The sequence below is a fragment of the Paenibacillus ehimensis NBRC 15659 genome (assembly GCF_004000785.1).
Lineage (GTDB): Bacteria > Bacillota > Bacilli > Paenibacillales > NBRC-103111 > Paenibacillus_G > Paenibacillus_G ehimensis.
On the sequence record NZ_BILX01000006.1, the window covers coordinates 55,204 to 76,546 of the forward strand.

At 53.9% G+C, this 21,343-nt stretch carries 22 protein-coding genes and 3 riboswitches; of the genes, 11 read left to right on the forward strand and 11 right to left on the reverse strand.

Annotation, left to right across the window (positions count from 1 at the left end):
* Window positions 1–7: 7 nt before the first annotated feature.
* From PEH01S_RS05420 to PEH01S_RS05430, 3 genes are all read right to left on the reverse strand, one after another.
* Entirely contained in the window at window positions 8–745 is a 738-nt protein-coding gene (locus PEH01S_RS05420; RefSeq protein ID WP_127484208.1) for a hypothetical protein, read from the reverse strand.
* Between the two features lie 12 nt (window positions 746–757).
* Complete coding sequence (locus tag PEH01S_RS05425) at window positions 758–1,228, reverse strand: small multi-drug export protein (protein ID WP_127484209.1); 471 nt, start codon at window positions 1,226–1,228, stop codon at window positions 758–760.
* A gap of 171 nt (window positions 1,229–1,399) precedes the next feature.
* A complete protein-coding gene (locus PEH01S_RS05430; RefSeq protein WP_025850161.1) occupies window positions 1,400–2,875 on the reverse strand; it encodes an alanine/glycine:cation symporter family protein in 1,476 nt (491 codons plus the stop codon).
* Between the two features lie 277 nt (window positions 2,876–3,152).
* Between PEH01S_RS05430 and PEH01S_RS05435 the strand changes: the two genes are divergently transcribed.
* Window positions 3,153–3,728, forward strand: a complete 576-nt coding sequence (locus tag PEH01S_RS05435) for a sigma-70 family RNA polymerase sigma factor (RefSeq protein WP_025850160.1) — start codon at window positions 3,153–3,155, stop codon at window positions 3,726–3,728.
* Window positions 3,718–4,797: a hypothetical protein gene (locus tag PEH01S_RS05440; protein WP_174807101.1), complete on the forward strand. Its 1,080-nt coding sequence runs from the start codon at window positions 3,718–3,720 to the stop codon at window positions 4,795–4,797. The genes PEH01S_RS05435 and PEH01S_RS05440 overlap by 11 nt, the downstream gene beginning before the upstream one ends.
* A gap of 299 nt (window positions 4,798–5,096) precedes the next feature.
* On the opposite strand, the gene PEH01S_RS05445 is transcribed toward PEH01S_RS05440, so the two are convergent.
* Entirely contained in the window at window positions 5,097–5,594 is a 498-nt protein-coding gene (locus PEH01S_RS05445; protein ID WP_025850158.1) for a DinB family protein, read from the reverse strand.
* Window positions 5,595–5,795: 201 nt separating this feature from the next.
* On the opposite strand from PEH01S_RS05445, the gene PEH01S_RS05450 reads away from it, so the two are divergent.
* The 3 genes from PEH01S_RS05450 (at window position 5,796) to PEH01S_RS05460 (ending at window position 8,043) form a co-directional block, all read left to right on the forward strand.
* Window positions 5,796–6,371, forward strand: a complete 576-nt coding sequence (locus tag PEH01S_RS05450; protein ID WP_025850157.1) for a PadR family transcriptional regulator — start codon at window positions 5,796–5,798, stop codon at window positions 6,369–6,371.
* A gap of 81 nt (window positions 6,372–6,452) precedes the next feature.
* Window positions 6,453–7,655 (forward strand): macrolide family glycosyltransferase, encoded by a 1,203-nt coding sequence (locus tag PEH01S_RS05455; protein WP_127484210.1) that lies wholly within the window; start codon window positions 6,453–6,455, stop codon window positions 7,653–7,655.
* A gap of 34 nt (window positions 7,656–7,689) precedes the next feature.
* Window positions 7,690–8,043, forward strand: a complete 354-nt coding sequence (locus PEH01S_RS05460) for a VOC family protein (protein ID WP_025850155.1) — start codon at window positions 7,690–7,692, stop codon at window positions 8,041–8,043.
* A gap of 347 nt (window positions 8,044–8,390) precedes the next feature.
* Here PEH01S_RS05460 and sdaAA read toward each other — a convergent pair whose 3' ends face one another.
* The 4 genes from sdaAA to PEH01S_RS34465 all read right to left on the reverse strand — a co-directional run bounded on the left by sdaAA (window position 8,391) and on the right by PEH01S_RS34465 (window position 10,680).
* Window positions 8,391–9,302, reverse strand: a complete 912-nt coding sequence (gene sdaAA, locus PEH01S_RS05465) for an L-serine ammonia-lyase, iron-sulfur-dependent, subunit alpha (RefSeq protein ID WP_025850154.1) — start codon at window positions 9,300–9,302, stop codon at window positions 8,391–8,393.
* Window positions 9,299–9,982 (reverse strand): L-serine ammonia-lyase, iron-sulfur-dependent subunit beta, encoded by a 684-nt coding sequence (sdaAB, locus tag PEH01S_RS05470; RefSeq protein WP_025850153.1) that lies wholly within the window; start codon window positions 9,980–9,982, stop codon window positions 9,299–9,301. Before sdaAB ends, sdaAA begins: the two co-directional genes overlap by 4 nt.
* A gap of 81 nt (window positions 9,983–10,063) precedes the next feature.
* Window positions 10,064–10,462 (reverse strand): glycine cleavage system protein GcvH, encoded by a 399-nt coding sequence (gene gcvH, locus PEH01S_RS05475; protein ID WP_025850152.1) that lies wholly within the window; start codon window positions 10,460–10,462, stop codon window positions 10,064–10,066.
* Window positions 10,463–10,542: 80 nt separating this feature from the next.
* Window positions 10,543–10,680 carry a hypothetical protein gene (locus PEH01S_RS34465; protein ID WP_164827686.1) on the reverse strand — a complete coding sequence of 46 codons (138 nt, stop codon included), beginning with the start codon at window positions 10,678–10,680 and terminating at the stop codon, window positions 10,543–10,545.
* A gap of 153 nt (window positions 10,681–10,833) precedes the next feature.
* Window positions 10,834–10,954, reverse strand: a riboswitch (glycine riboswitch).
* Window positions 10,955–11,103: 149 nt separating this feature from the next.
* Window positions 11,104–11,204, forward strand: a riboswitch (glycine riboswitch).
* Window positions 11,205–11,332: riboswitch (glycine riboswitch) on the forward strand. It abuts the riboswitch before it with no gap.
* Window positions 11,333–11,435: 103 nt separating this feature from the next.
* Between PEH01S_RS34465 and gcvT the strand changes: the two genes are divergently transcribed.
* From gcvT to gcvPB, 3 genes are read left to right on the forward strand one after another with little or no spacing between them, the layout of a single operon-like run.
* Window positions 11,436–12,545, forward strand: coding sequence for a glycine cleavage system aminomethyltransferase GcvT (gene gcvT / locus PEH01S_RS05480; protein ID WP_127484211.1), 1,110 nt, complete (start codon window positions 11,436–11,438; stop codon window positions 12,543–12,545).
* Window positions 12,546–12,581: 36 nt separating this feature from the next.
* On the forward strand, window positions 12,582–13,940 hold the full coding sequence (gene gcvPA / locus PEH01S_RS05485; protein WP_127484212.1) for an aminomethyl-transferring glycine dehydrogenase subunit GcvPA: 1,359 nt from the start codon (window positions 12,582–12,584) through the stop codon (window positions 13,938–13,940).
* Entirely contained in the window at window positions 13,937–15,394 is a 1,458-nt protein-coding gene (gene gcvPB, locus PEH01S_RS05490) for an aminomethyl-transferring glycine dehydrogenase subunit GcvPB (RefSeq protein WP_025850149.1), read from the forward strand. Before gcvPA ends, gcvPB begins: the two co-directional genes overlap by 4 nt.
* A 556-nt stretch (window positions 15,395–15,950) precedes the next feature.
* Here gcvPB and PEH01S_RS05495 read toward each other — a convergent pair.
* The gene (locus PEH01S_RS05495; protein WP_127484213.1) at window positions 15,951–16,451 is read right to left on the reverse strand and encodes an RDD family protein; all 501 of its coding nucleotides are present in this window, start codon (window positions 16,449–16,451) and stop codon (window positions 15,951–15,953) included.
* Between the two features lie 176 nt (window positions 16,452–16,627).
* Window positions 16,628–17,818, reverse strand: a complete 1,191-nt coding sequence (locus tag PEH01S_RS05500; RefSeq protein WP_127484214.1) for an MFS transporter — start codon at window positions 17,816–17,818, stop codon at window positions 16,628–16,630.
* 112 nt (window positions 17,819–17,930) lie between these two features.
* On the opposite strand from PEH01S_RS05500, the gene PEH01S_RS05505 reads away from it, so the two are divergent.
* Complete coding sequence (locus PEH01S_RS05505; RefSeq protein ID WP_025850146.1) at window positions 17,931–18,242, forward strand: ArsR/SmtB family transcription factor; 312 nt, start codon at window positions 17,931–17,933, stop codon at window positions 18,240–18,242.
* A gap of 76 nt (window positions 18,243–18,318) precedes the next feature.
* Here the strand turns inward: PEH01S_RS05505 and PEH01S_RS05510 are convergent, their stop codons facing one another.
* A complete protein-coding gene (locus PEH01S_RS05510; RefSeq protein WP_025850145.1) occupies window positions 18,319–18,711 on the reverse strand; it encodes a hypothetical protein in 393 nt (130 codons plus the stop codon).
* A gap of 166 nt (window positions 18,712–18,877) precedes the next feature.
* Between PEH01S_RS05510 and PEH01S_RS05515 the strand changes: the two genes are divergently transcribed.
* Together PEH01S_RS05515 and PEH01S_RS05520 are read left to right on the forward strand one after the other, a co-directional pair.
* On the forward strand, window positions 18,878–20,482 hold the full coding sequence (locus PEH01S_RS05515) for a LytS/YhcK type 5TM receptor domain-containing protein (protein WP_127484215.1): 1,605 nt from the start codon (window positions 18,878–18,880) through the stop codon (window positions 20,480–20,482).
* A gap of 5 nt (window positions 20,483–20,487) precedes the next feature.
* Window positions 20,488–21,231: a LytR/AlgR family response regulator transcription factor gene (locus PEH01S_RS05520; protein WP_127484216.1), complete on the forward strand. Its 744-nt coding sequence runs from the start codon at window positions 20,488–20,490 to the stop codon at window positions 21,229–21,231.
* Window positions 21,232–21,343: the final 112 nt, after the last annotated feature.

A 21,343-nucleotide genomic window follows, 5' to 3' on the forward strand; every position in this document is an offset into this window, starting at 1 on the left:
ACCAGCCCTAGGGAAGATCCTTACGCGCAAGCCGGTACACCAAGGCCCGGTGGAACCCCAACACGCCAAGCACGGCGATAAGTACGGACAAGATCATGGCAGCTGGCGGATTTCCCCGTGCCAATTCAAACACCCATAAATAAACCGGCTGTTTGAAATGCAAGTAGAACATGAGGACTCCTGCAACGATCAACAGCACCGCCGGGAAGGAGCCGATAAGAATCGCTTTGCCGGTCGTTCCGAATTCCAGATACGGGTTGATGCTGCCGACCGCAAAGGCATAGCCGACCCAGACAAACACAAAGGCGGCATACTCCGCCACGGACAGCACGCCAAGCAGAGCGGGGCCGCTGACCGTTACGAAGACGGAAACCAAGACGAGCAGGGATATTCCAAGACACATCGTCATATAGAGCATCCGGCTCCAGGCTACGACTTTGAGCGGAATGGCCCACATGCGGAAAAAGCGCAGCCGCTTCAAAAACGGTTCCTCCGACACTAAGTAGCTGAAAGAGATATATTCTCTGGAAAAGGCAAGCGCGCCGAGCGTAGGAACAACGGCAATTAACCATAAATCCACGGGAAAAGAAACGCCCGGCTGCATACTGCCGCCCGCTAACGTACGCACCATATCGTGCGCCAGAAAGAACCCGATCAAGGCCGAGAACAGCACGTTGGCCAGCAGCGCAATATATCTATGTTTTAACTCATTCCATGCGATCCGGCAAGCATCACGCAATTCCACTCACGCTCCAAATTATTGATTCATTCGGGTCAGCCCGAAGAGATCGACGCCGTAAGCGGCGGCAGCGGCGAAAAGGATCGTCCAGAATGCCAACGAGCACGTCATCCAGAACAACACGGGGCCGCGCGGCGCTTTGAACAGCATGGCGAAGCCCGCCGCAATCTCCGTCCCGATCAGAATGGGACCGAGAAAGGCAAGGCCGGGCAGCCCGTATCGGACAAACAGACGGTAGGCCCGCTGGCTTCGTTTGCTTTCGCCCCCGCCGCTGCGTTTGTTACGCCATGCGTTCCAGCGGTCGAACAAGAAGATGACGAGCAGCACGGTAACCCAATTCCCGAGAAAGGCCATAATCGTTGTGGCAACCGGGTTTAAGTCGAGCATGGCGATACCGAGCACCACGACAAAGGCCGATTCCACCCAAGGCAGCGCCGCAAGAACAAAGACGGCAAGATAAGACCATTCTTTCAGAAAGTCAGCAATCATGCAATATCCACTCCTCCCAAGGTGTATAACTGTATATATTAATATATACAGTATACCACTGACTGGAAATTGTCAACGATCCGCCGCCGGAATCAAAAAAAGACACGCCCCGTGCTCAGACGGTACGTGTCTCTTATCCGGTCTATTCGATTTATCGAGCCAATGGCATTGTTATAGGTTTTCAAACCGCTGCGTTTGATGACTAACAGACATGCCCGAAGCTTGAACTTTAGGTGTCCTGGAAACCGGCGGGCGGTTTTCCCAGCATTCGACGTCGGCCACCCCTTCGATGCTGTCTTTATAAAATACCGGATCATACCCTTCCTTTTTCTGCTTCATATAGTCCTTCAATGCGTCAAAAGCTTTTTTGGACAGCATTAAGATCGCTATCAGATTCACGACAACCATCAGGCCCATGAATAAATCGGCCAAATCCCACACGAGCTGCACCTTCGCCACCGAGCCGAAGATGACCATCGCCAGCACGCTGACTCTGTAAAGCTGCAGCCAGATTTTGTTCGTGTGCAAAAATTCGATGTTCGTTTCCCCGTAGTAATAGTTGCCGATCAGCGTACTGAACGCAAACAGGAAAATCATAACGGCCAGGCAAGCCGACGCCCATGCGCCGATATGAGAGCTCAGCGCAGCCTGGGTAAGCTCAATCCCGCTAAGTCCCGGCTGCTTGTAGGCGTCGGACAGCAAAATGATAAAGGCCGTGCTTGTACAGATGATCAACGTATCCGTAAGTACCCCGAACGCTTGAATCAGCCCCTGCTTGACCGGATGGCTTGTCGTTGCGGTCGCCGCCGCATTCGGGGCGCTCCCCATCCCCGCTTCGTTCGAAAACAGACCGCGCTTTACCCCGTTCATCAGTGCGGCGCCGATCGTGCCGCCGGCGATCTGCTCGAGGCCGAACGCGTTTTTCACAATAAGCGCAAGAACCTCGGGCATCTTCGTAATGTTGGTCAAGACGATGAACAAAGCGACGCCAATGTATAATATCGCCAGAACGATCACGATATACTCGGACATTTTGGCAATGCGCTTTACGCCTCCGAAAATAATCGCTGCGAAGACGACCGTGATGACAATCCCTAACGTTAACCGGTCGGTGCCGAACGAGTTATTGAAAGCGATGGAAATCGTGTTGGACTGTACGGCGTTGAAGACGAGACCGAACGACAGGGTGATCAAGACCGCGAACAAAGCGCCCATCCAGCGCTTGTTCAAGCCTTTCTCCATATAATACGCCGGTCCGCCGCGGAACCCGTTCTTGTCTTTAATTTTGTAAATCTGCGCTAACGTGCTTTCCACGAAGCTGGAGGCCGAGCCGATGATGGCCACAATCCACATCCAGAAGACCGAACCGGGCCCGCCCAAGGCGACCGCAATCGCAATCCCCGTAATATTGCCCGTCCCTACGCGGGCAGCCATACTGATACAGAATGCTTGAAACGGGGAAATGTCCTCCTTGGACCCCGTTCTTCCTTCCTTTAGAACGCGAACCATCTCTTTCAGCATGCGAACCTGCAGAAACTTCAGCTTGAATGTAAAATAAATTCCTAAAGAGACAAGCATAACAATCAATAATTTGGACCAGAGAAAATCGTTTGTCTCGCCAACAATGCCCTGAAGCAGCTCTTGCATACCTTCACCTCATATCCCATAATAAAAGTTTACTTATTCCGCAAATTGGTAAACGCTTTCAAATCGAAAACTGTGACTCATTTTACATCCCGGACTACGTCAAAAAACGGGAAACTACAAAACGCCAAGAATTTCGTCCAGAAAAACTTTGTTCCAATGAACCCAAAAATCAGGCGGCCAAAGCATCGAAAGAAAGATAAAAAAATAAAGAACCGAACCTTTTTCCGATACAGCGACAATATAGGGTGTAAGCTGCTTACTCAGGAGGGCCCTCCGAATGAAAAATGAATGTATGTACCAATTACTCGTAAAAATGAAAGAGGGTGATCAACAAGCGTTTCGTACGATGTATGATGCCACCCATCAGGACGTCTACCGGACAGTCTCCTTTCTGGTGGATCATCAGCAGGATCGGGAAGATGTCATGAACGAGATCTATATGCAAATGTGGACCTCACTTGCTAACTACGATACGAACCGTCCTTTCCACTTCTGGCTACACGGCTTGGTAATCCGTCAAGTGCAGCGATTCCGGGTTAAGAGCTGGCGGAGATTCCGAATTTTCGAACGCATCCGTGCCTTCTCTCGGGAAGACTGTTATTGGGATCAACATACTGCGTTGATGGATGGGACGAACCAAATGATATCGCAGTCATTGCGAAAGCTGACCGACAAACAGCGGACCGTGATTATCTTCCGCTTTTTTCACGACTATACTCTTGAGGAAATTGCGACTTTGCTCGATATTCCGCTGGGTACAGTCAAGTCCAGATATCATGCTGGCCTCCAGGCGCTTCGAAAAAACTTAAGGAACCTCCCCTTGGAAAGGATGGAAAAGATTCATGACTATTGAGCGTAAAATCCGTGAACATCTGCACGAAGAGGCAGAAACCATGGAGTGCCCTCCGGCCATTTCCAAACGAATAGAACAATCGTATTCTCAATATTTGCAACGAAAAAGGAGCGAAACAACCATGAAAAAACGATTAATTGGCGGAATAGTTGCTGCTGCGATTTTGATTCCAACCGCGGCATTCGGGGCTCCTCCCCTGATTGAAATGATTACCAGAAAACCAATGACTGCTGAACAAGTCAAGGTGGATAAGGTTGGCAAAGCAACCCTTGAGAAGCTGTACAGCGCATTTCCCGAAACAAGATCGTTTGAGATTATCGATGCAAGCTACCTTGGAGACCCCACGAATTCAACCGATACGAAAACGGTCCAACAAAGCATCGTACTGCAGGAAAAAGGAGGAACCGGGAAAAAGTTTACGCTTCATACTAACGGTATTACGGGTGAGATTGAAGACCTGACTCAAGAGAATTGGGAGCCTAAGGAGAAGCCGCTTATTACTTTAACCGATCAGGAAATCAAGGCGAAGGTAAATTCTCTCATTGATAAAATGTATGGCAGCATCAAAGAGTACGAGGTTGACATGGAGCAAATGGAGAACCCGGATCAAAAAACGTTTATGTTGAATTACAGCAAAAAGGGAGCAAAAACACCGTTCTACCAGGTATTTGTTCAGGGCAATACAATCAGTGTTTCTCTGATCGGAGGTGAGACTACACCTTCAAACAATAAAGTGGAAGGTTATTTCTCTTTAAATGGTAAGCCTGATTATTTTGCTGATGACTTTTTAAACGATGAAAAACTGTTTTCTTTACTACAAATTAGCCCGACAGATTTAAAACAAGAATTAGCAAAAGGTAAATCTGTTGTGGAGGTTGCAGCATCTAAAAATGTCTCTAAACAACAAGTGATTGATGTGATTGCAAAAACACAGGTTGAAAACCAGGTTCAAGCTGAACAAAATGGAGTCACGCTAAGCAATCGTTTCATGGAACAAATGATGAAAGACATTGAGCCAAAAGTATTACAGGTTATTGAACACAAAACCGAAACAACCTTGAAGAAATAACAAGTCAAGGCGGATGAGGTTGGCAAAACATCGCTTGAGAAGCTTTATTTAAGACAATACTATCCGTGTGACCCGTAAGATGGAACACTTTAAAAAAGTGTCCCTCCTGCGGGTCATTTGTGTTTATATCAAAGGTACGAATGGACAGAACGGAGATATTTCTATCGCGGCGATGCCAAGCACAAGTTACACCGGAAGATCGAACTCATAGCCCACGACAATAAAAACCGTCGCAGAGTGCCGGCGGTCATGCCGGTGCCCTGCGACGGTTTGGCGCGTATCGGATCGAGAAACTTAGTTCATTGCGCTTCCTCATCGGCCGAGGGACCGTAGACGCCCGGCACCGGAATATCGAGAAGCCGCAAGTATACCCCGAGCTGCGCCCGGTGGTGGACCATATGGCTTAATCCGAAGGTGCGGAGCGCGATCGCCCGCGGCTTACGGAGGATAATATGGTTGCCGTGGCGCAGCGTCCATTCCTCGCCGAGCGTTTTCTCGTCGCATTCGGCGAGCAGCTTTTCAAGCTTGCCGACGTTCGCATCGAACTCCTCCAGAACATCAGCGCGTTTTTCCAAAGGCTCCCGCCGCAGCGGCACGGTCGAAAGATCGAGCTCCGGATACTGGAAAATCGCGATTTGCCAGTTTATCAGGTTGATCAGGTGCGTGGCCAGCCCGCCGAGCGTCATCGATTTTTCGTGCGGCTTCCACGACATGTGCTCCTCGGGCAAGCATTCCAGAGTACGGCGCGTTGTGGCCAGTTCATGCGTTGCATCGCCGACGATCAGTTGTTTGACCATAAATTCATCTCCTCCCTTATGGTTTAGCATACTATAAATTCCGGTCGAGTGGAAAGCGATGGCTTTTGCAGCATCAAATTGGCAAACGTATTTATATGGACTATAATTCAGGTCGGGTATTTTATAACGAAACAATATATTGTAATTATATATCTTTTTGATATAATAAAATCAAATAAACCTATTAGGGAGGCCTTAGGCTTGATCGAATTATTCATACTCGGCGAATTGACGGGAGCTCCGATGCATGGCTATTTGCTGCACACGATCTTGAACGGGATTATTGGACCTACGCGAAAAATCAGCTGGGGGGTGCTTTATCCGCTCATTCATAGCCTGCTTGCAGACGGGCTGATCGAGCAGGTCCCCGATGAACAACAGGAAGGTGTCCGGCAGGGAAGAGGAAAGAAGAAAAAAATGTACCGAATAACGGAGGAAGGCAGACGCCGCTTTTTTCGGCTGATGGAAGAACCGATTCCATACTCGCCGGATTATGATCTGCATTTTTATGCCAAATTTTCGAATTTTGACATGATCGGCAAGGAGCAGCAGTTTTTGATTTTGCACCAGTACAAGGATTACCTGCGGTTTGAACTCCGCCATGAGGAAGAACGGGTGGAGTATGTGAGCAAAGACGAAATGATGCCCGATGGGGAACGTCATTACAATCTGATCTGGTTCAGGCATCGGTTGGACAAACTCCGTTATGACGAAGAGTGGGTTCTACAGTTAATCCATAACCTTCGAATGAATGGAGAAGAGGATAAGCGTGAGTGAATTGGGGATAGTCGAGGCGACGGCCCGGCCGTAAATGGCGAGCGCTTGAAGCCGTGTACTTCATGACGAAAGGTGATGACTATGGCACGCCTTTTACTGATTAACGGAGGTTCCGAAGGACATATCAATCCAACCCTCGGCGTTGTTCAAGAACTTATCCGCCGCGGCGAAGAGGTGGTTTACTGCACAGCGGAACAGTATCGTGATCTCGTCGAGCCAACGGGCGCCAAGGTGATCACGTTCGATGGCAACAAATTTGTGGAAGCGTTCCTTGCCGGTGGAAGAAATTTTTGGGCACGAGTTGGTGGACTTTTGCGCACTGCCGACATCGTTATTCCCAGCGTTCTGGAGCAAACCAAAGGAGAACGTTTCGATTACATCATTCATGACTCAATGTTCGGCTGTGGGCGTGTGCTTGCGCAAATCCTTGACTTGCCGGCAATCAGCTCGTGTACGAGTTTTGCCATTCATCAAAACAGCTTTGACAGTATGCAAGATCACCTCTCGCGCCAATTTACAGCAGACGTGAACGAACGTGCGCAACAGGAGTTTCAACAGCTTGTCAGTAACGTGCGAGCGAAATACAATGTGCAAGCAGGCTCCGCCTATGAGGTTTTCTGCAACCCGGCGCCAATGACCATCGTTTACACTTCGACACGCTTCCAACCCGGTGGAGAAAGCTTCGACGAGACGTACAAGTTTGTTGGACCGTCCATCGTGCCGCGCACACACGTTCAATTTGATTTCTCCCAGGCGGATACGGATCATCTGATTTATATTTCTCTCGGCACCGTTTTCAATCAAGCCGTAGATTTTTACAGGCGCTGCATTGCTGCGTTCGCCGGGACGAAGTACACCGTGGTTCTATCCGTTGGCGGAAAAACCCGGATTGCGGATTTGGGAGACCTGCCTTCGAATTTTATCGTCCGCAGCTACGTACCGCAACTCGAAGTACTGCAACGCGCCAAGTTGTTTATCACACACGGCGGCATGAATAGTGCCAGTGAAGGACTTTATTATGGCGTACCGCTGATCGTACTCCCCCAAAGTGCCGACCAACCTATTGTGGCGCGGCGTGTGGCTGAAATCGGCGCAGGCATCCAGCTAAATCAAGATGGCTTAACCGCATGGGATCTCAGAGAGGCGGCGGAACGCGTGCTTAAGGATTCGTCAATTCGAAAGACATGCGATGAAATTGGCGATTCGTTCCGGGCTGCGGGTGGGTATCGTCAAGCCGTCGAGGAGATTTTCGTGTATAAACGAAGTCTAGGATTGAGCAATTAATATAAGATTTATTTACAAATGGAGGTCATATACGATGTTCAAAAGTGGCAATGTGACTATCATGGTAGCTGATTTTAAAAAAGCGGTACAATTTTACGTAGAGACTCTTGGATTACAATTACAACACCAAGTGGAAGGGCATTTTGCACAGGTTGAAGCACCGGGATTGACTATCGGGCTGCTGCATCCTACCGGAGAACAAGGTGTTCAACCGGGAAAGTCAGAAAGCATTTCTATTGGATTTGAAGTACAGGAATTGGAGTCAGCAATCGAGGTACTGAAATCTCGTGGCGTTGAATTTCAACATATTATGGAAAACAATGGAACCCGGCTCGCACACTTCAATGATCCTGATGGTAATCTTCTTTACTTGATTTGCAATCGTTAAGCCATGAAACGGCTATCTATAGCACAATAAGCGATAGCACAATAAGCGAACAAAAGCCGATTCTTCCTCAGAGTAGGAAAAATCGGCTTTTTGAATGACCGATGCCCAGCAGGAGTACAACGACAATAAATTCCACGTTTAATTACAATGCTGCCCTTATACATTTACATTTTTGTGTTTATTAGGTGTATAATAATGTTAAATCTGACAGAATCCATCGCTTGATCTCTTATTCCAAGGAGGAGCCATTCTATGTCAGACTACCAAATCCGTTTATTGAAAGCGTTCTTCCTGCTGCTGTTTCTATTATTGGTGATCGGTATCGAGTATTACAGCCAGCTTCACGGCTAGACATGCTCCTTCTGCTCGTCCGCCTCGGAGCGCTTGCGGCTGCGCAGCTGCTCCGTCAGCTTCCGTCCCGTCGGCGTCTGCGCCAGCCCGCCAAGCGCCGTCTCCCGGTGCTCGCGCGGCATCGCCCGGCCAACCGACAGCATGACGCCGATCACTTCATCCGACGGAATGACGCTGCGCACACCGGCCAGCGCCATGTCGGCGGCAGCAAGCGCATTGACGGCGCCGAGCCCGTTGCGCACGATGCACGGAATTTCCACGAGTCCGGCAACCGGGTCGCAGATCAGGCCAAGCGTATTTTTTAGCGCCAAGCCGACCGCGTGCATCGCCTGCTCCGGGGTGCCGCCCCGCATTTCGACCAGCGCGCCAGCCGCCATCCCAATGGCGGAGCCGACCTCGGCCTGGCAGCCGCCCTCCGCCCCGGAAATGGACGAGTTGTTGGCGATGACATACCCGATCGCTCCGGCGCAAAACAATCCTTCGACCAGCTTCTCGTCCGGCCAGCCGAACCGTTCCTGCGAGCTGACGAATACGCCGGGGATGATGCCGCAGGAGCCTGCCGTCGGCGTCGCCACCACGCGGCCCATCGAAGCGTTCACTTCCGATACGGCAAGCGCATAGGCCATCGCCGTGCACGCTTCCCGGCCGGAAGACGGATCGCCGCTCGCCGCGAAGGCAGCGACCCGGCCGGCGTCGCCGCCCGTCAGTCCGCTCCGCGACGCGGTCGGCTGTTCGATCCCCCGGCGTACCGCTTCCTTCATCGTTTGATAATACTCCGCCATTTGGCGAATGACCTGCTCCCTCGTCTCGCCGGTTTCTTTAACCTGCTCCTCAATCATGAGGCGGGCGACCGTCGTCGATTCCGAGCGGCATAGTTCGGCCAATTCCCGCAGCGTTTGAAATCTCATGCTCTCCCGCTCCTTTGTGCCAAATCGATGATCGTCGCGTCCGCCACGTCCGGCAGCAGGCGAATGGACTCCAGCATGCCCTCCGGCGGAGCCGAATCCATCTCGATAACCGTCATCGCTTCGCCTTGACGACCTTTGCGGTCGACATCCATAAACCCGATATTGACCCCCGCCTCGCTGACGACCTTCGTAATCGAGGCGAGAATTCCCGTACGGTCCGAATGCTTGATCACCAGCATCGGGTACTGCCCCGTGCAGCTGACATCAAAACCGTTCAGCGAATGAATCTCAATATTGCCCCCGCCGATGGAAGCGCCCAATACCTCCGCATAGCGATCGCCCGACCACAGCTCGATTTTGGCCGAGTTCGGATGAGGCGCGGCCCCGGTTCCCGGCTCGAACGTAATCTCCATGCCTAGCGACCGGGCTTCGTCCAGCACATGCGGAATGCGGGGGTCGTCTGTATCGTAGTCGAGCAGCCCTCCGGCGATCGCCAGATCGGTGCCGTGGCCCCAGTACGTCTCCGCGAACGATTCGTACAGGAGTACGCGGGCTTTCTCCGGCCTGCAGCCGAGCAGCTGCCGCGCCACACGGCCGATGCGAACCGCACCGGCCGTGTGGGAGCTGGACGGACCGACCATCGCCGGGCCGATAATCGTAAATACATGCTTAAAGCGCATTGGACATACCCTCTTTCAACGGTTCGTCCGCTTTAACCGCCGGTTTTTGTTCCTTACGCTGCTGCCCGTTTTGCCGGACGTTTAGTCCTGGCTCGCGACGAATTCGCCGTAGGCTTCGGCGGTAAGCAAGCTGTCCAGCGCTTGGCCGAGCTCCCCGTCGACTTCCACTTCCACGATCCATCCGGCTCCGTACGGCTCGCTGTTGACCAGCTCCGGCGAATCGAGCAGCGCTTCGTTCACCTTCGTCACCGTCCCTGCTACCGGGCTGAACAGATCGGATACCGTCTTGACGGATTCGATCGTTCCCATCGGCGCATGCGCCTCCAGCTTGGCGCCGAGCTTCGGCAGCTCGACGAACACGATGTCCCCAAGCTGATGCTGGGCAAAATCCGTAATGCCGATCCGCACGGACGTCGGCCCGATCTTTTCCGCCCATTCATGCTCTTCCGTATAACGCAATCCCGCTTTCACTTCACTCATCGTCAGCACCCTTTTCTCCTGAAATGAATAGATCCCTATCGCTTTGAAAACGCGGGCAGCAGCATGACGGGGCTCTGCCCCTATCCTATTTCCGCTCCGCCTTGATTACCTTCCGGCGAAGCAGCCTGCTTCCCACTTAGCGTATCCGCCAAGGCCGGCGCTTTATCCGCATCCGCCGAAACGCCAACCTCGCCGTTGCCGGATTGAAGCGCTTCCACTCAGATTGTCCGGCTGCGCCCGCTTGCTCGCAAACGCCAAAAAAGGACAGGAAAAGGCATCTCGCCTTGTTCTCTGTCCCGGGTACCTGAGAGTTTAGGGCCGCTTCGTCGCGCCGTTACCCCTTTGGTGGCTTACGCTCTCTCCAGAGGCGCGTCGGATGGCGGTACGTTTACCTGAGAGATTAATCGCCATTCGGCAGGTTTGGCGACTTGCTCCTTCGGTGCCTTGCGCGAGCCTCATTGCGGCCGCTCCGGTCTCTCCCAACCATCGTCATTCGCTGTATTCACATCTCCTTCAAGAGTAATTCAACCGGATAGGGATGTCAAGAATCCGTGCCAAAAACTTGCCTGACGTTTGCGGTTGACACAGGCCCGCTCTTTAGAGTATTAATGAATATAGAGCTATATAACCGAATAACGCGGATGAACGTAAAGGGAGAGATTACCGGAACGTACGGTAGCGCCGAAGGAGTAAGCCCGCCAAGCCGGGTGAATCTCTCAGGCAAAAGGACCTCTACCGGACGCATCTCTGGAGAGCACCCCGCTTGCTGTAAGCAGGTCAGGGTCACCCAAGGGGAAACTTGTACGGCCGCTTCCTATCCGGAAGCCGGCTGCAAGGTAACTCTCAGGTACAAAGGACAGAGCGGAAGGACAGCGCAGGCATGCGATTTTGGCATGCTTGGTTGCCTTTTCGTCCTGTCCTTTTTTGACATGAAAGCGCATCGTAATCCCATACCACGACCGAGGTGATTCGATTGAATCCGTCATTGAAAAGAACGCCGTTATTCCCTTTGTATGCCGAGTACCCCGGTGTCCGCTGTATCGACTTCGGCGGCTGGGAGCTGCCGGTGCAATTCACCGGCATCGGGCGTGAGCACGAAGCGGTCAGGCAGCAGGCCGGCCTGTTCGACGTATCGCACATGGGCGAATTTCTCGTGACCGGCACGTTCGCGGAGACGTTCCTCCAGCGGGTCACGACGAACGACGTCTCGCGGCTCGCCGACGGCCAGGCGCAGTATACGCTGATGTGCTACGAAGACGGGGGCGTCGTCGACGATCTGCTCGTCTACCGGCTGTCGGCCGATCAATTTATGCTTGTCGTCAACGCCTCCAATATCGACAAGGATTTCCAGTGGCTGGAATCGCATCTGCTCGGCGATGTCGCCTTGGAGAACAAATCGGACGAGACGGCGCTCCTCGCCCTGCAGGGCCCGAACGCCCAAGCGATTGCCGCCCGCGTCACGGACGCCGATTTGAATGCGCTGTCACCGTTCCATTTTATTCCTGAAATCAGGGTATGCGGCGTGCCCGTGCTCGTTTCCCGCACCGGCTATACCGGCGAAGACGGCTTCGAGTTTTATGTCGCCGCGGACGATGCCCCCGTGCTGTGGAGAGGGCTGCTGGAAGCGGGCGAGCCGCTCGGCCTGACGCCTGCCGGGCTAGGCGCGCGGGATACGCTGCGGTTTGAGGCCAAGCTGCCGCTGTACGGGCAGGAGCTGTCCGACAAGATTACGCCGCTGGAGGCAGGCCTCGGCTTCTTCGTCAAGCTGGGGAAGGAGGACTTTATCGGCCGGGACGCGCTGCTCCGCCAGAAAGAACAAGGCGTGCCGCGCAAGCTCGTCGGCATCGAGATGATCGACCGCGGCATTCCCCGCTCCCACTATCCCGTCTATGCCGGTGACCGGCAGATCGGCGAGGTGACCACCGGGACGCAGTCCCCTTCGCTTAAGCGAAATCTCGGTCTGGCGCTGATTCAGGCGGAATATGGCGAGCCGGGCACCGAAGTGGAAGTGGAAATCCGGGGCAACCGGTTGAAGGCCGTTGTCGTCAAAGCGCCGTTCTATCGGCGAAACATGAAATCCTAACAGAAGCAAGAAACGACAAGGAGTGAAACCCATACGATGAGCGTCAAACACCGGTATTTGCCTATGACCGACCGGGACCGGGCCGATATGCTTCGCACGATCGGCGTCGACTCGGTCGAAGAGCTGTTTCGAGACATTCCCGAACCGATCCGCTACCGCGGCACGCTGCCGATGTCCGGCGCGCTGGACGAAATTTCGCTGCTGAAGCATATGAAGCAGCTGGCTTCGCGCAATGCGGATACGAGCCAATACGCCAGCTTTCTGGGCGCGGGCCTGTACGATCATCACGTGCCCGTCGTCATCAATCATATTATTTCCCGTTCCGAATTTTATACGGCCTATACGCCGTATCAGCCGGAAATCAGCCAAGGGGAGCTGCAGGCGATTTTCGAATTCCAATCGTACATTTGCGAACTGACCGGCATGAAGGTCGCTAACGCCAGCATGTACGACGGCGCGACGGCGCTGGCCGAAGCGGGCGCGCTCGCCAGCGGAGCCACGCAGCGGAAGCAGATTGTCGTTTCGCGGACCGTCCATCCCGAGGCGCGCGAAATTATGCGCACGACGGCGCGCGGCCTGAACCTTGACGTGGTAGAGGTCGACTATGCGGACGGCGTGACCGATCTGGAGCAGCTGAAAGCCGCAGTGACCGACGATACCGCCGCCGTCATCGTACAGTCGCCGAACTTCTTCGGCTGCATCGAGGATCTCGTGGCGATCGAACCGATCGCTCACAGCCGCAAAGGGCTGTTCGTCGTCAGCACGAATCCGATGTCGCTCGGACTGCTGGAAGCGCCCGGCAAGCTGGGGGCGGATATCGTCGTAGGCGATGCCCAGCCGCTGGGCATCCATCCGGCGTTCGGCGGACCGACCTGCGGATTCTTCGCTGTCTCCGAGCCGCTGATGCGCCGCATGCCCGGCCGGATCGTCGGCCAGACGGTCGACCGCGACGGCAAGCGCGGCTTCGTGTTGACGCTGCAAGCCCGGGAGCAGCACATCCGGCGCGAGAAAGCGACCTCGAACATTTGTTCGAACCAGGCGCTGCTGGCGCTGTGCGCCTCCGTCTATCTGTCGACGATGGGCAAGGAAGGGATTCGCGAGGTGGGAAGCCTGAATCTGCAGAAATCCCATTATGCCGCGCGCGAGCTGGCGAAGCTCGAAGGCCCGTCGCTGCCGTTCACGGCGCCTTTCTTCAACGAATTCGTCGTGAGCCTTCCGGCGAACGCCAATATCGCAGACTTGAACGAACGGCTGCTGGAAGCCGGATTTATCGGAGGGCTCGATCTGGGCCGCTATTATCCGGAGCTTCAGAACCATATGCTCGTCGCCGTTACCGAAAAAAGGACCAAAGCTGAAATTGACGAATTTGCAGCACGATTGGGGGAACTCGTATGAAACCGGAAAAAGCGCTCATTTTCGAGCTGAGCCAGCCGGGGCGCGTCGCGTACTCGCTGCCCGCCTGCGACGTCCCGGAGACGGAGGCCGCCGAGCTGATTCCGTCTCACCTGCTTCGCAGCGAGCCCGCCGCCCTGCCGGAAGTGTACGAGGTCGACGTGATCCGGCATTACACCGAGCTGTCGCGCCTCAACTTCGGCGTAGATAACGGTTTTTACCCGCTCGGCTCGTGCACGATGAAATACAATCCGAAGATTAACGAAGATACGGCGCGTTTCCCCGGGTTTGCCGGGATTCATCCGTATCAGCCGGAATCGAGCGTTCAAGGAGCGTTGGAGCTGCTGTACACGCTCCAGAACGATCTGGCGGCGCTCACCGGCATGGATCAGGTTACGCTTCAGCCGGCCGCGGGAGCGCACGGCGAATGGACGGGACTCATGATGATCCGCGCTTACCACGAAAGCCGGGGCGAAACCCGGACCAAGGTCATCGTGCCGGATTCCTCCCACGGAACGAACCCGGCCAGCGCGACGACGGCCGGCTTCGAGACGCTGACGATCAAGTCGAACGAGCAGGGACTCGTCGATCTGGACGCGCTGCGCGCGGCGGTCGGTCCCGACACGGCCGCGCTCATGCTGACGAACCCGAGCACGCTCGGCTTGTTCGAGGAGCACATCGTGGAGATCGCAGAAATCGTCCACGAGGCAGGCGGATTGCTGTACTATGACGGAGCCAACTCCAACGCCATCATGGGCATTACGCGCCCCGGCGACATGGGCTTCGACGTCGTGCATCTCAACCTGCACAAGACGATGAGCACCCCGCACGGCGGCGGCGGTCCGGGCGCAGGGCCGGTCGGCGTGAAGAGCAAGCTCATTCCGTTCCTGCCGAAGCCGATCGTGGCCCGCCGCGAGGACGGCACGTTCTACCTCGACTCCGACCGTCCGGACTCGATCGGACGGGTGAAGGCTTACAACGGCAACTTCGGCATTCTCGTCCGGGCGTATACGTACATCCGCACGTACGGTCCGGAGGGACTCCGCGAAGTATCGGAATGCGCCGTGCTGAACGCCAACTACATGATGCACCGGCTTGCTCCGTATTTCGAAATGCCTTATCCGGGCGTCTGCAAGCACGAGTTCGTCATGTCCGGACGAGGCCTCAAAAAGTACGGCGTGCGGACGCTCGACGTCGCCAAGCGCCTGCTCGATTTCGGCTACCATCCGCCGACCATCTACTTCCCGCTCAACGTCGAGGAATGCATCATGATCGAGCCGACGGAGACGGAAAGCAAGGAGACGCTCGACGCGTTTATCGAGACGATGATCCGGATCGCCAAGGAAGCCGAGGAACAGCCGGACCTGCTGCTAAACGCGCCGTACACGACCGTCGTCAGACGGCTCGACGAAACGCTGGCCGCCCGTAAGCCCGTGCTGAACTGCACCTGCGGGTAAGCTAGAGCTTTAAAAATAACACTCGCACAGCGCAGAAAAAACAAAAACCCCGGCCGCCTGCGGAAGTCCGTTGTTACAGGACTCCGCCGAAGCGGCCGGGGTTTTCTGCGTGATACTATTTTTGGCGTTAATATAGACGGCACTCGCCATTGCGCCGACATGATTACGTTTTTATCCCGTTACTAAAACTGCGCCTCCGTCAAAATACATATTCCCAAAAAGCTATACCCGATTTATAACACATGGATATATTGTTTTTGGTTATTGTAAATAGTCCGGAATTTGAAGCCTGTATTCCATAGCTATGTTCATGAATTGAGCAATTTTCTATTCTATGATTGCTAAAAGATCGACCGCTAGAAATCCGTTCTCCATATTCGATTCCGTAAGTACCATTCTCTCCTCCTCTTCCATTTATGCCAATGTTGCTTATAACAGTTTGGTTTGTATATTTTAAATCATGACTTAGTCCTGTCTAAAAGTATCGGCAAAACTTAGTTAGCACTGATTCAATGCACCTTTCCCTGAGTTCAGCAGTTTTTATCATCACTTGTATTCAAATTTCTCTCACATCCGCATTCCCATAACCCTCCGCTTGGAGTTCGAGCACATTTTTATCCACCACATAAGTCTTTGCAATCATATCGTGCAGCGCTTGTTTTTTCTGAGTGAATCCGGCCATGATGAAGCCGACGTACAGAGTACAAACGGAAATCAGCTTGCTCCAATATCTGCCGCTCGCCCGCGCGAAAGAGATCCTTTCGTTCCTTTCATCCACCACGACGCTGCCTGTCGCAAGCTTTCCTAACGTTGCCTTCCATTTTGACGATTCCATGAAGGCATAGTACAGCCATCCGGTAGCAATAATGAGCAAGAACCGAGCCCCTACGGTAACCCAAACGAAGGTAGTGGCGGATTGGGTTAAATTAAGAGCGAATGGAATCATAAGCAGGTATTCAAACATGGTAAATACGCTGCCCAGAATCACACTGGCTACATAAAGGATGATGCCATCGATAATATAAGCGCACAATCGTTTCCAAAATCCCGAATACATTCTCTCTCTTCCTCCCATTTCTCTTCGGATTGCCATAATATCTTACTATTTGATCCTGCGATTTCCAAATTATTATCGGCAGAAGTCCTAATTTTTCTTACACTTTAGGAAAATGAAGAGCATTCATCCGCGAAAATGTTCTGAAATCGTTTGGGAGGGGAAAGCGAATCGCGTGCCTATTTCATAACGGCGGCGCTGCGGGATTCGCTACGCGAACCGGCAGGCAATACCCCGCTTCGCTGAAACAAGAGCAAGGAAACGAGCAAACAAAGAACGGTAAACAGGCTGACCGAAACAAACCCATGAAAATGCGTGTACAAAATTCCGGCTACGGACGAAGCGATCGTAGCTCCGAAATACATGGACGCGTTCGCCAAGGAAGAGATCGTTCCGCGTGCCGTAGAAGACAAGCCTTGCAGCCAGCTCATGATGAGCGGGAAAAGCATCCCCATCATAAAATAAATCAAAAAGTAAGCCAGCTTTACGTATGTAATACTTTCCATAAAGGAGAGGCTTGGAAAAATCAGAACGAGCAATACCATCCCCGAAACGAACGCTCTTCTTCCCCCCACCCTCTGCACCACGCTGCTGCCAAAAAAGCTGCTGAGCGTATTGCCCAAGCCAAGAAACAGCAGCACCGTTCCAATCCCCCCGACGCTGAGCCCGAATTGGTCCGAGAGCCAGGTTCCGATGAAGGAGAACGTGGCAAAGTTGCCGAGCTGAAACACAAAATAAGCGAGGAAAGCTTTTTTCGCCCTGGATTCGCGAAGCAGCCCACGATAGCGTCCGACAATGGAAGGAGCTTTCCCCTCAGCCGGCGGCGCCGGAATCGACGGCAGCACCAGCGCAATGAGCATCACGATAACAAACGAGGCGGCCCCAATCGCAATAAACGGAGTATGCCATCCGTATGCGGCAAGATAGCTGCCAATGGGCACTCCGAGCATTTGCGCAACCGCAAGTCCGGCCGTGGCGATCCCCATCGCTTTTAATACTTTGCCGGACGGCACGACTTGCGGGATGGCCGCCCATACCTGCGGCGACACAAATGCACCGCTCACCCCCGCCAAAAAGCGGAAGAGCAGCATGGTCCAAAAGTTGGCGGCAAGCCCGCAAAGCAGCGTAAACACACCGAAGCTGATCATCCCCGCGATCATGACTTTTTTCCGGTTCCACCCGTCCGAGAGAGGTCCGGCCACGAGCGCAAACAGCGCATAGCCTAAAGCGTAGGAGGAAACGATCCATCCCGAACGTTCGACCGAAATGCCGAAGGCCTCCCGCAGCGTCGGCAATAAAGGCGAAGCGATGAACGTATCGGTGCCGATAATAAACATCATGCAGAAAAACAACGCGATTACTCTGTTCAAGATCCGTATCCCCTTTATTTCGTTATTTCGAAAATATTCGAATAATTGAAATATAGCACTCCCTTTGATATAATTCAACTACCGATAATTTTTGTATGGAAGGCGATCGATCTTGAGGAAGCTTTTTCACCCGCATGTTGATGAAATCAATTTGTCTACCGTGCTCTATGCGCTCAGTGACGACATTCGGCTCCAAATCATCAAAAGCCTGGCGGATCACGGGGAGCAATCCTGCAACCAGCTGGACATCCCGATTCCGAATTCGACTCTCTCCCATCATTACAAGGTGCTGAGAGAATCGGGGGTTACGCATACGCGAATCGAAGGAACCCAGCGGTTTGTCTCGCTGCGCTGCGACGATCTGAATGCTCGCTTTCCCGGTTTGTTACAGGCCATTCTTCAGGGATTGGCCCCCCGAGCATAGCTGCTGTCCCTGAACGCAAACAGGCCAGCCTTCTTAACGAAGGTGGCCTTTGCTTCAGGCTGAATAAGCCGATTGTCTAATCCCAATCCATGTAAAAGGTCGCCGTCAGCTTGCCGCTGGCGCACTCGGGACAATCCAACCGAACCGTTCTCGGATCGTCCGGCACGGGATGCATCGCTTCCCCGCATCTCCGGCAGCAGCAGGAGGTGACAAAATAATCGTTATCGGACTTCATTTCCAGATAAAGCTCATTTTGGATCGCACGGCATGCCCTACACCGGTACAAAGCGTCATAAGCCTTGTATCGAGTGCTTGGTTCCTTCTCAAAGTCGGCAATCCGCTTCTTAAGCGACACATCCTGCACGAATGAAGCGATGGAATGCAGATAGACGTACGAAAATCCGATTCCAACAAAAACGTTCGTATGATAACCGCAATGACCGCATTCCAGTTTATACGCTTCACCCATACTTATCCTCCTCTCCGGTTAACGAAACTACTCTATTATACCAAAAAAAGAAATACAATATTTTCAAAATAAGCCCATTTTTTCATCGACTCGGCATTCAATGCGCAGCAAATACGATATAATAGACAACAAGATACTGAGATTCCTCTAAAACGGATGTGTAAGGATGCTGCATCTTTTTGTCGATATGCTGGAGCGCGTCGGCTTCCTGATTGCGCTGGCGTTCGTCTTCTCGCGCAGCCGGTGGATGCGAAGCTCCATGAGCTACCAAGGGGAGCAGGCTCATCAGTGGCGCTTCGTCGTCTTTTTCAGCCTGTATGCGATTCTCGGCACATATTCCGGGGTAACCGTGACCCCGTATTCGTACCAGCCGGCGCCATGGATCGGCGAAGTCTCCCCCACAGCCGCCATCGCCAACTCGCGGTCGATCGGGGTCGTCATCGCCGGACTGCTCGGCGGGGTAAAGAGCGGGCTGATCGTCGGCGTCATTGCCGGCCTGCACCGGTACAGCCTCGGCGGCTTCGTCGCCGTCGCGTGCATGCTGGCGCCTGTCGCCCAAGGCATCATGGCGGGACTATTCCGCAATGCCGTCAAACGGCGGTTCCGGCACGCAGCTTCGGCCAAGCCGGCGTTTGCCGTCGGTCTGCTCGCGGAAGCGGTTCAGATGGCGTTGATCCTGCTGCTGGCGAAGCCGTGGAACGAAGCGCTCGGGTTGGTCGCGCTGATCGGAATTCCGCAAATTGTCGCGAATGGGATCGGCGTCTCGCTGTTTTTCATCGTGTATCATACGATGGAAAGCGAGGAGGACCGGATCGGAACGGAGCACGCGCGCAAAGCGCTGCACATCGCCGATTTGACGATGCCGCTATGGCGGTTGGATTTTGACCGGGCGGTCCGGGAGGTTGCGAGAACGCTGCACGAGGAGACGAAGGCCGTCGGCGCTTATTTTTACAAAAACGATACGGAATGGGTTAAGGAAGGCCGCAAGACGCCGTATTGGGTCGATTTGCCGATGGAAATGCAAAATCAGAAGCTGATCGGCCGCTTCCGGTTGTTTTACGAGCGGAAGCAGGAGGATACCCCGTCCCGGCGGCGGATGATGACAACGCTCGCGAGGCTTATTTCCCAGCAGTACGCTTTTGTGGAGGCGGAGCGGCAGGGACAGCTGTTGGCTGATGCCGAAATCCGCTCGCTGCAGGCGCAGATGAGCCCGCACTTTTTATTCAACGTCTTGAATACGGTCAAATCGTTCATCCGCACGAAACCGGAGGAAGCGCGGCAGCTCATCACGCACCTGTCCAAATTCCTCCGCAAAAATATAAACGGCAGCAGCAAAACGCTGGTCTCGGTCCGCGACGAGCTCGAGCTTGTTATGTCCTACCTGAGCTTGACCAAAGCACGGCTCGGCGATCAGCTTGAGTTTGTGACGGATATTGACGAAGCGGCGCTGGACTGCCGTATTCCTCCGTTTACGATTCAGCCGCTGGTGGAAAATGCGATTGTGCATGGGCTCCAAAACATCGGCAGGCCCGGTATGATCCGCCTCGGCGTGAAGCACGAATCATACGGTGGACAATTCCGCGCCCGGATCACGGTCGAGGATAACGGCACCGGGATGGGCCGGGGCGTGCCGGGGGCGGCGGACGAGCATGCGGGCGTCGCGCTGCGCAATATCGTCCAGCGGCTGAGCTATCATTACGGTACGGAGCAGCCGCTGGAGATCGAAAGTACACCGGGGAAAGGCACGAAAGTTAGCTTTTGGGTGAGGTGACAAGAATGGGCTGGAATGTGGTGATTGCCGATGATGAAGCACCTTCCCGGGAGGAGCTCGCCTATTTGCTGGAGCAGATCGCCGACGTGTCGCAGGTGACGCAGGCGGTCGGCGGGATGGACGCGATCCGCAAGGTGAAGGAGCTGACGCCGGACGTGCTGTTTCTCGATATGGAGATGCCGGACCTCAGCGGACTGCAGGTGGCGCAAATCGTAGGCGAGCTCGACCCGGGGGTCAAAATCGTCTTTTCCACCGCTTACGATCATTATGCGGTCGACGCCTTTAAGCTGCGCGCGTTTCATTACATATTGAAGCCGTATGACGAGGACGATCTCGGTGCGGTCTTTCGGGAACTGCGGCAGGCCGCGGAGAAGAGCTTTGCGCCGGATTCGCGCAAGCCTGCAGCGGGGGACGCCTGCGTGAAGCTGGCGCTTGAATTGGACGACGGCATCAAGTACGTATCGCCGAAACATATCGTTTATATCAGCAAGGAAGGCAAGCGGGTTCAGGTCCATACCCTCCAGGACGCTTACGAGGTCTCCTACACCTTGCAAGAGCTGGAGCAGAAGCTGGCGCCGTACGGTTTTTTCCGCTGCCACAAAAGCTATCTGGTCCGGCTGGAAGCGATCACGGAATTGAAGTCGTGGGTCAACGGGGCTTACGACGTACGAATGGACGATGCGGTCCGCAGCCGCGTTCCCGTCAGCCGGAATTACGTGAAGGAGCTGCGTTTGAAGCTGGAAATCTGACATCTTGAACCGGGTTCCGGACATCATGCGATCCAAGCGGTTTCCCTCGGGCAACAGAGCGTTTATACTTGGTTGCAAACGCTGCCATGATGGAAGCAATTCACAGGTGGAG

Excerpts from the sequence above, each read along its gene's own strand:
- PEH01S_RS05425 (WP_127484209.1), bottom strand. The coding sequence starts at position 1,228 with ATGATTGCTGACTTTCTGAAAGAATGGTCTTATCTTGCCGTCTTTGTT.
- PEH01S_RS05430 (WP_025850161.1), bottom strand. The coding sequence starts at position 2,875 with ATGCAAGAGCTGCTTCAGGGCATTGTTGGCGAGACAAACGATTTTCTC.
- PEH01S_RS05435 (WP_025850160.1), top strand. The coding sequence starts at position 3,153 with ATGAAAAATGAATGTATGTACCAATTACTCGTAAAAATGAAAGAGGGT.
- PEH01S_RS05440 (WP_174807101.1), top strand. The coding sequence starts at position 3,718 with ATGACTATTGAGCGTAAAATCCGTGAACATCTGCACGAAGAGGCAGAA.
- PEH01S_RS05445 (WP_025850158.1), bottom strand. The coding sequence starts at position 5,594 with ATGGTCAAACAACTGATCGTCGGCGATGCAACGCATGAACTGGCCACA.
- PEH01S_RS05455 (WP_127484210.1), top strand. The coding sequence starts at position 6,453 with ATGGCACGCCTTTTACTGATTAACGGAGGTTCCGAAGGACATATCAAT.
- PEH01S_RS05460 (WP_025850155.1), top strand. The coding sequence starts at position 7,690 with ATGTTCAAAAGTGGCAATGTGACTATCATGGTAGCTGATTTTAAAAAA.
- sdaAA (WP_025850154.1), bottom strand. The coding sequence starts at position 9,302 with ATGAGATTTCAAACGCTGCGGGAATTGGCCGAACTATGCCGCTCGGAA.
- sdaAB (WP_025850153.1), bottom strand. The coding sequence starts at position 9,982 with ATGCGCTTTAAGCATGTATTTACGATTATCGGCCCGGCGATGGTCGGT.
- gcvH (WP_025850152.1), bottom strand. The coding sequence starts at position 10,462 with ATGAGTGAAGTGAAAGCGGGATTGCGTTATACGGAAGAGCATGAATGG.
- gcvPA (WP_127484212.1), top strand. The coding sequence starts at position 12,582 with ATGAGCGTCAAACACCGGTATTTGCCTATGACCGACCGGGACCGGGCC.
- gcvPB (WP_025850149.1), top strand. The coding sequence starts at position 13,937 with ATGAAACCGGAAAAAGCGCTCATTTTCGAGCTGAGCCAGCCGGGGCGC.
- PEH01S_RS05495 (WP_127484213.1), bottom strand. The coding sequence starts at position 16,451 with ATGTATTCGGGATTTTGGAAACGATTGTGCGCTTATATTATCGATGGC.
- PEH01S_RS05510 (WP_025850145.1), bottom strand. The coding sequence starts at position 18,711 with ATGGGTGAAGCGTATAAACTGGAATGCGGTCATTGCGGTTATCATACG.
- PEH01S_RS05515 (WP_127484215.1), top strand. The coding sequence starts at position 18,878 with ATGCTGCATCTTTTTGTCGATATGCTGGAGCGCGTCGGCTTCCTGATT.
- PEH01S_RS05520 (WP_127484216.1), top strand. The coding sequence starts at position 20,488 with ATGGGCTGGAATGTGGTGATTGCCGATGATGAAGCACCTTCCCGGGAG.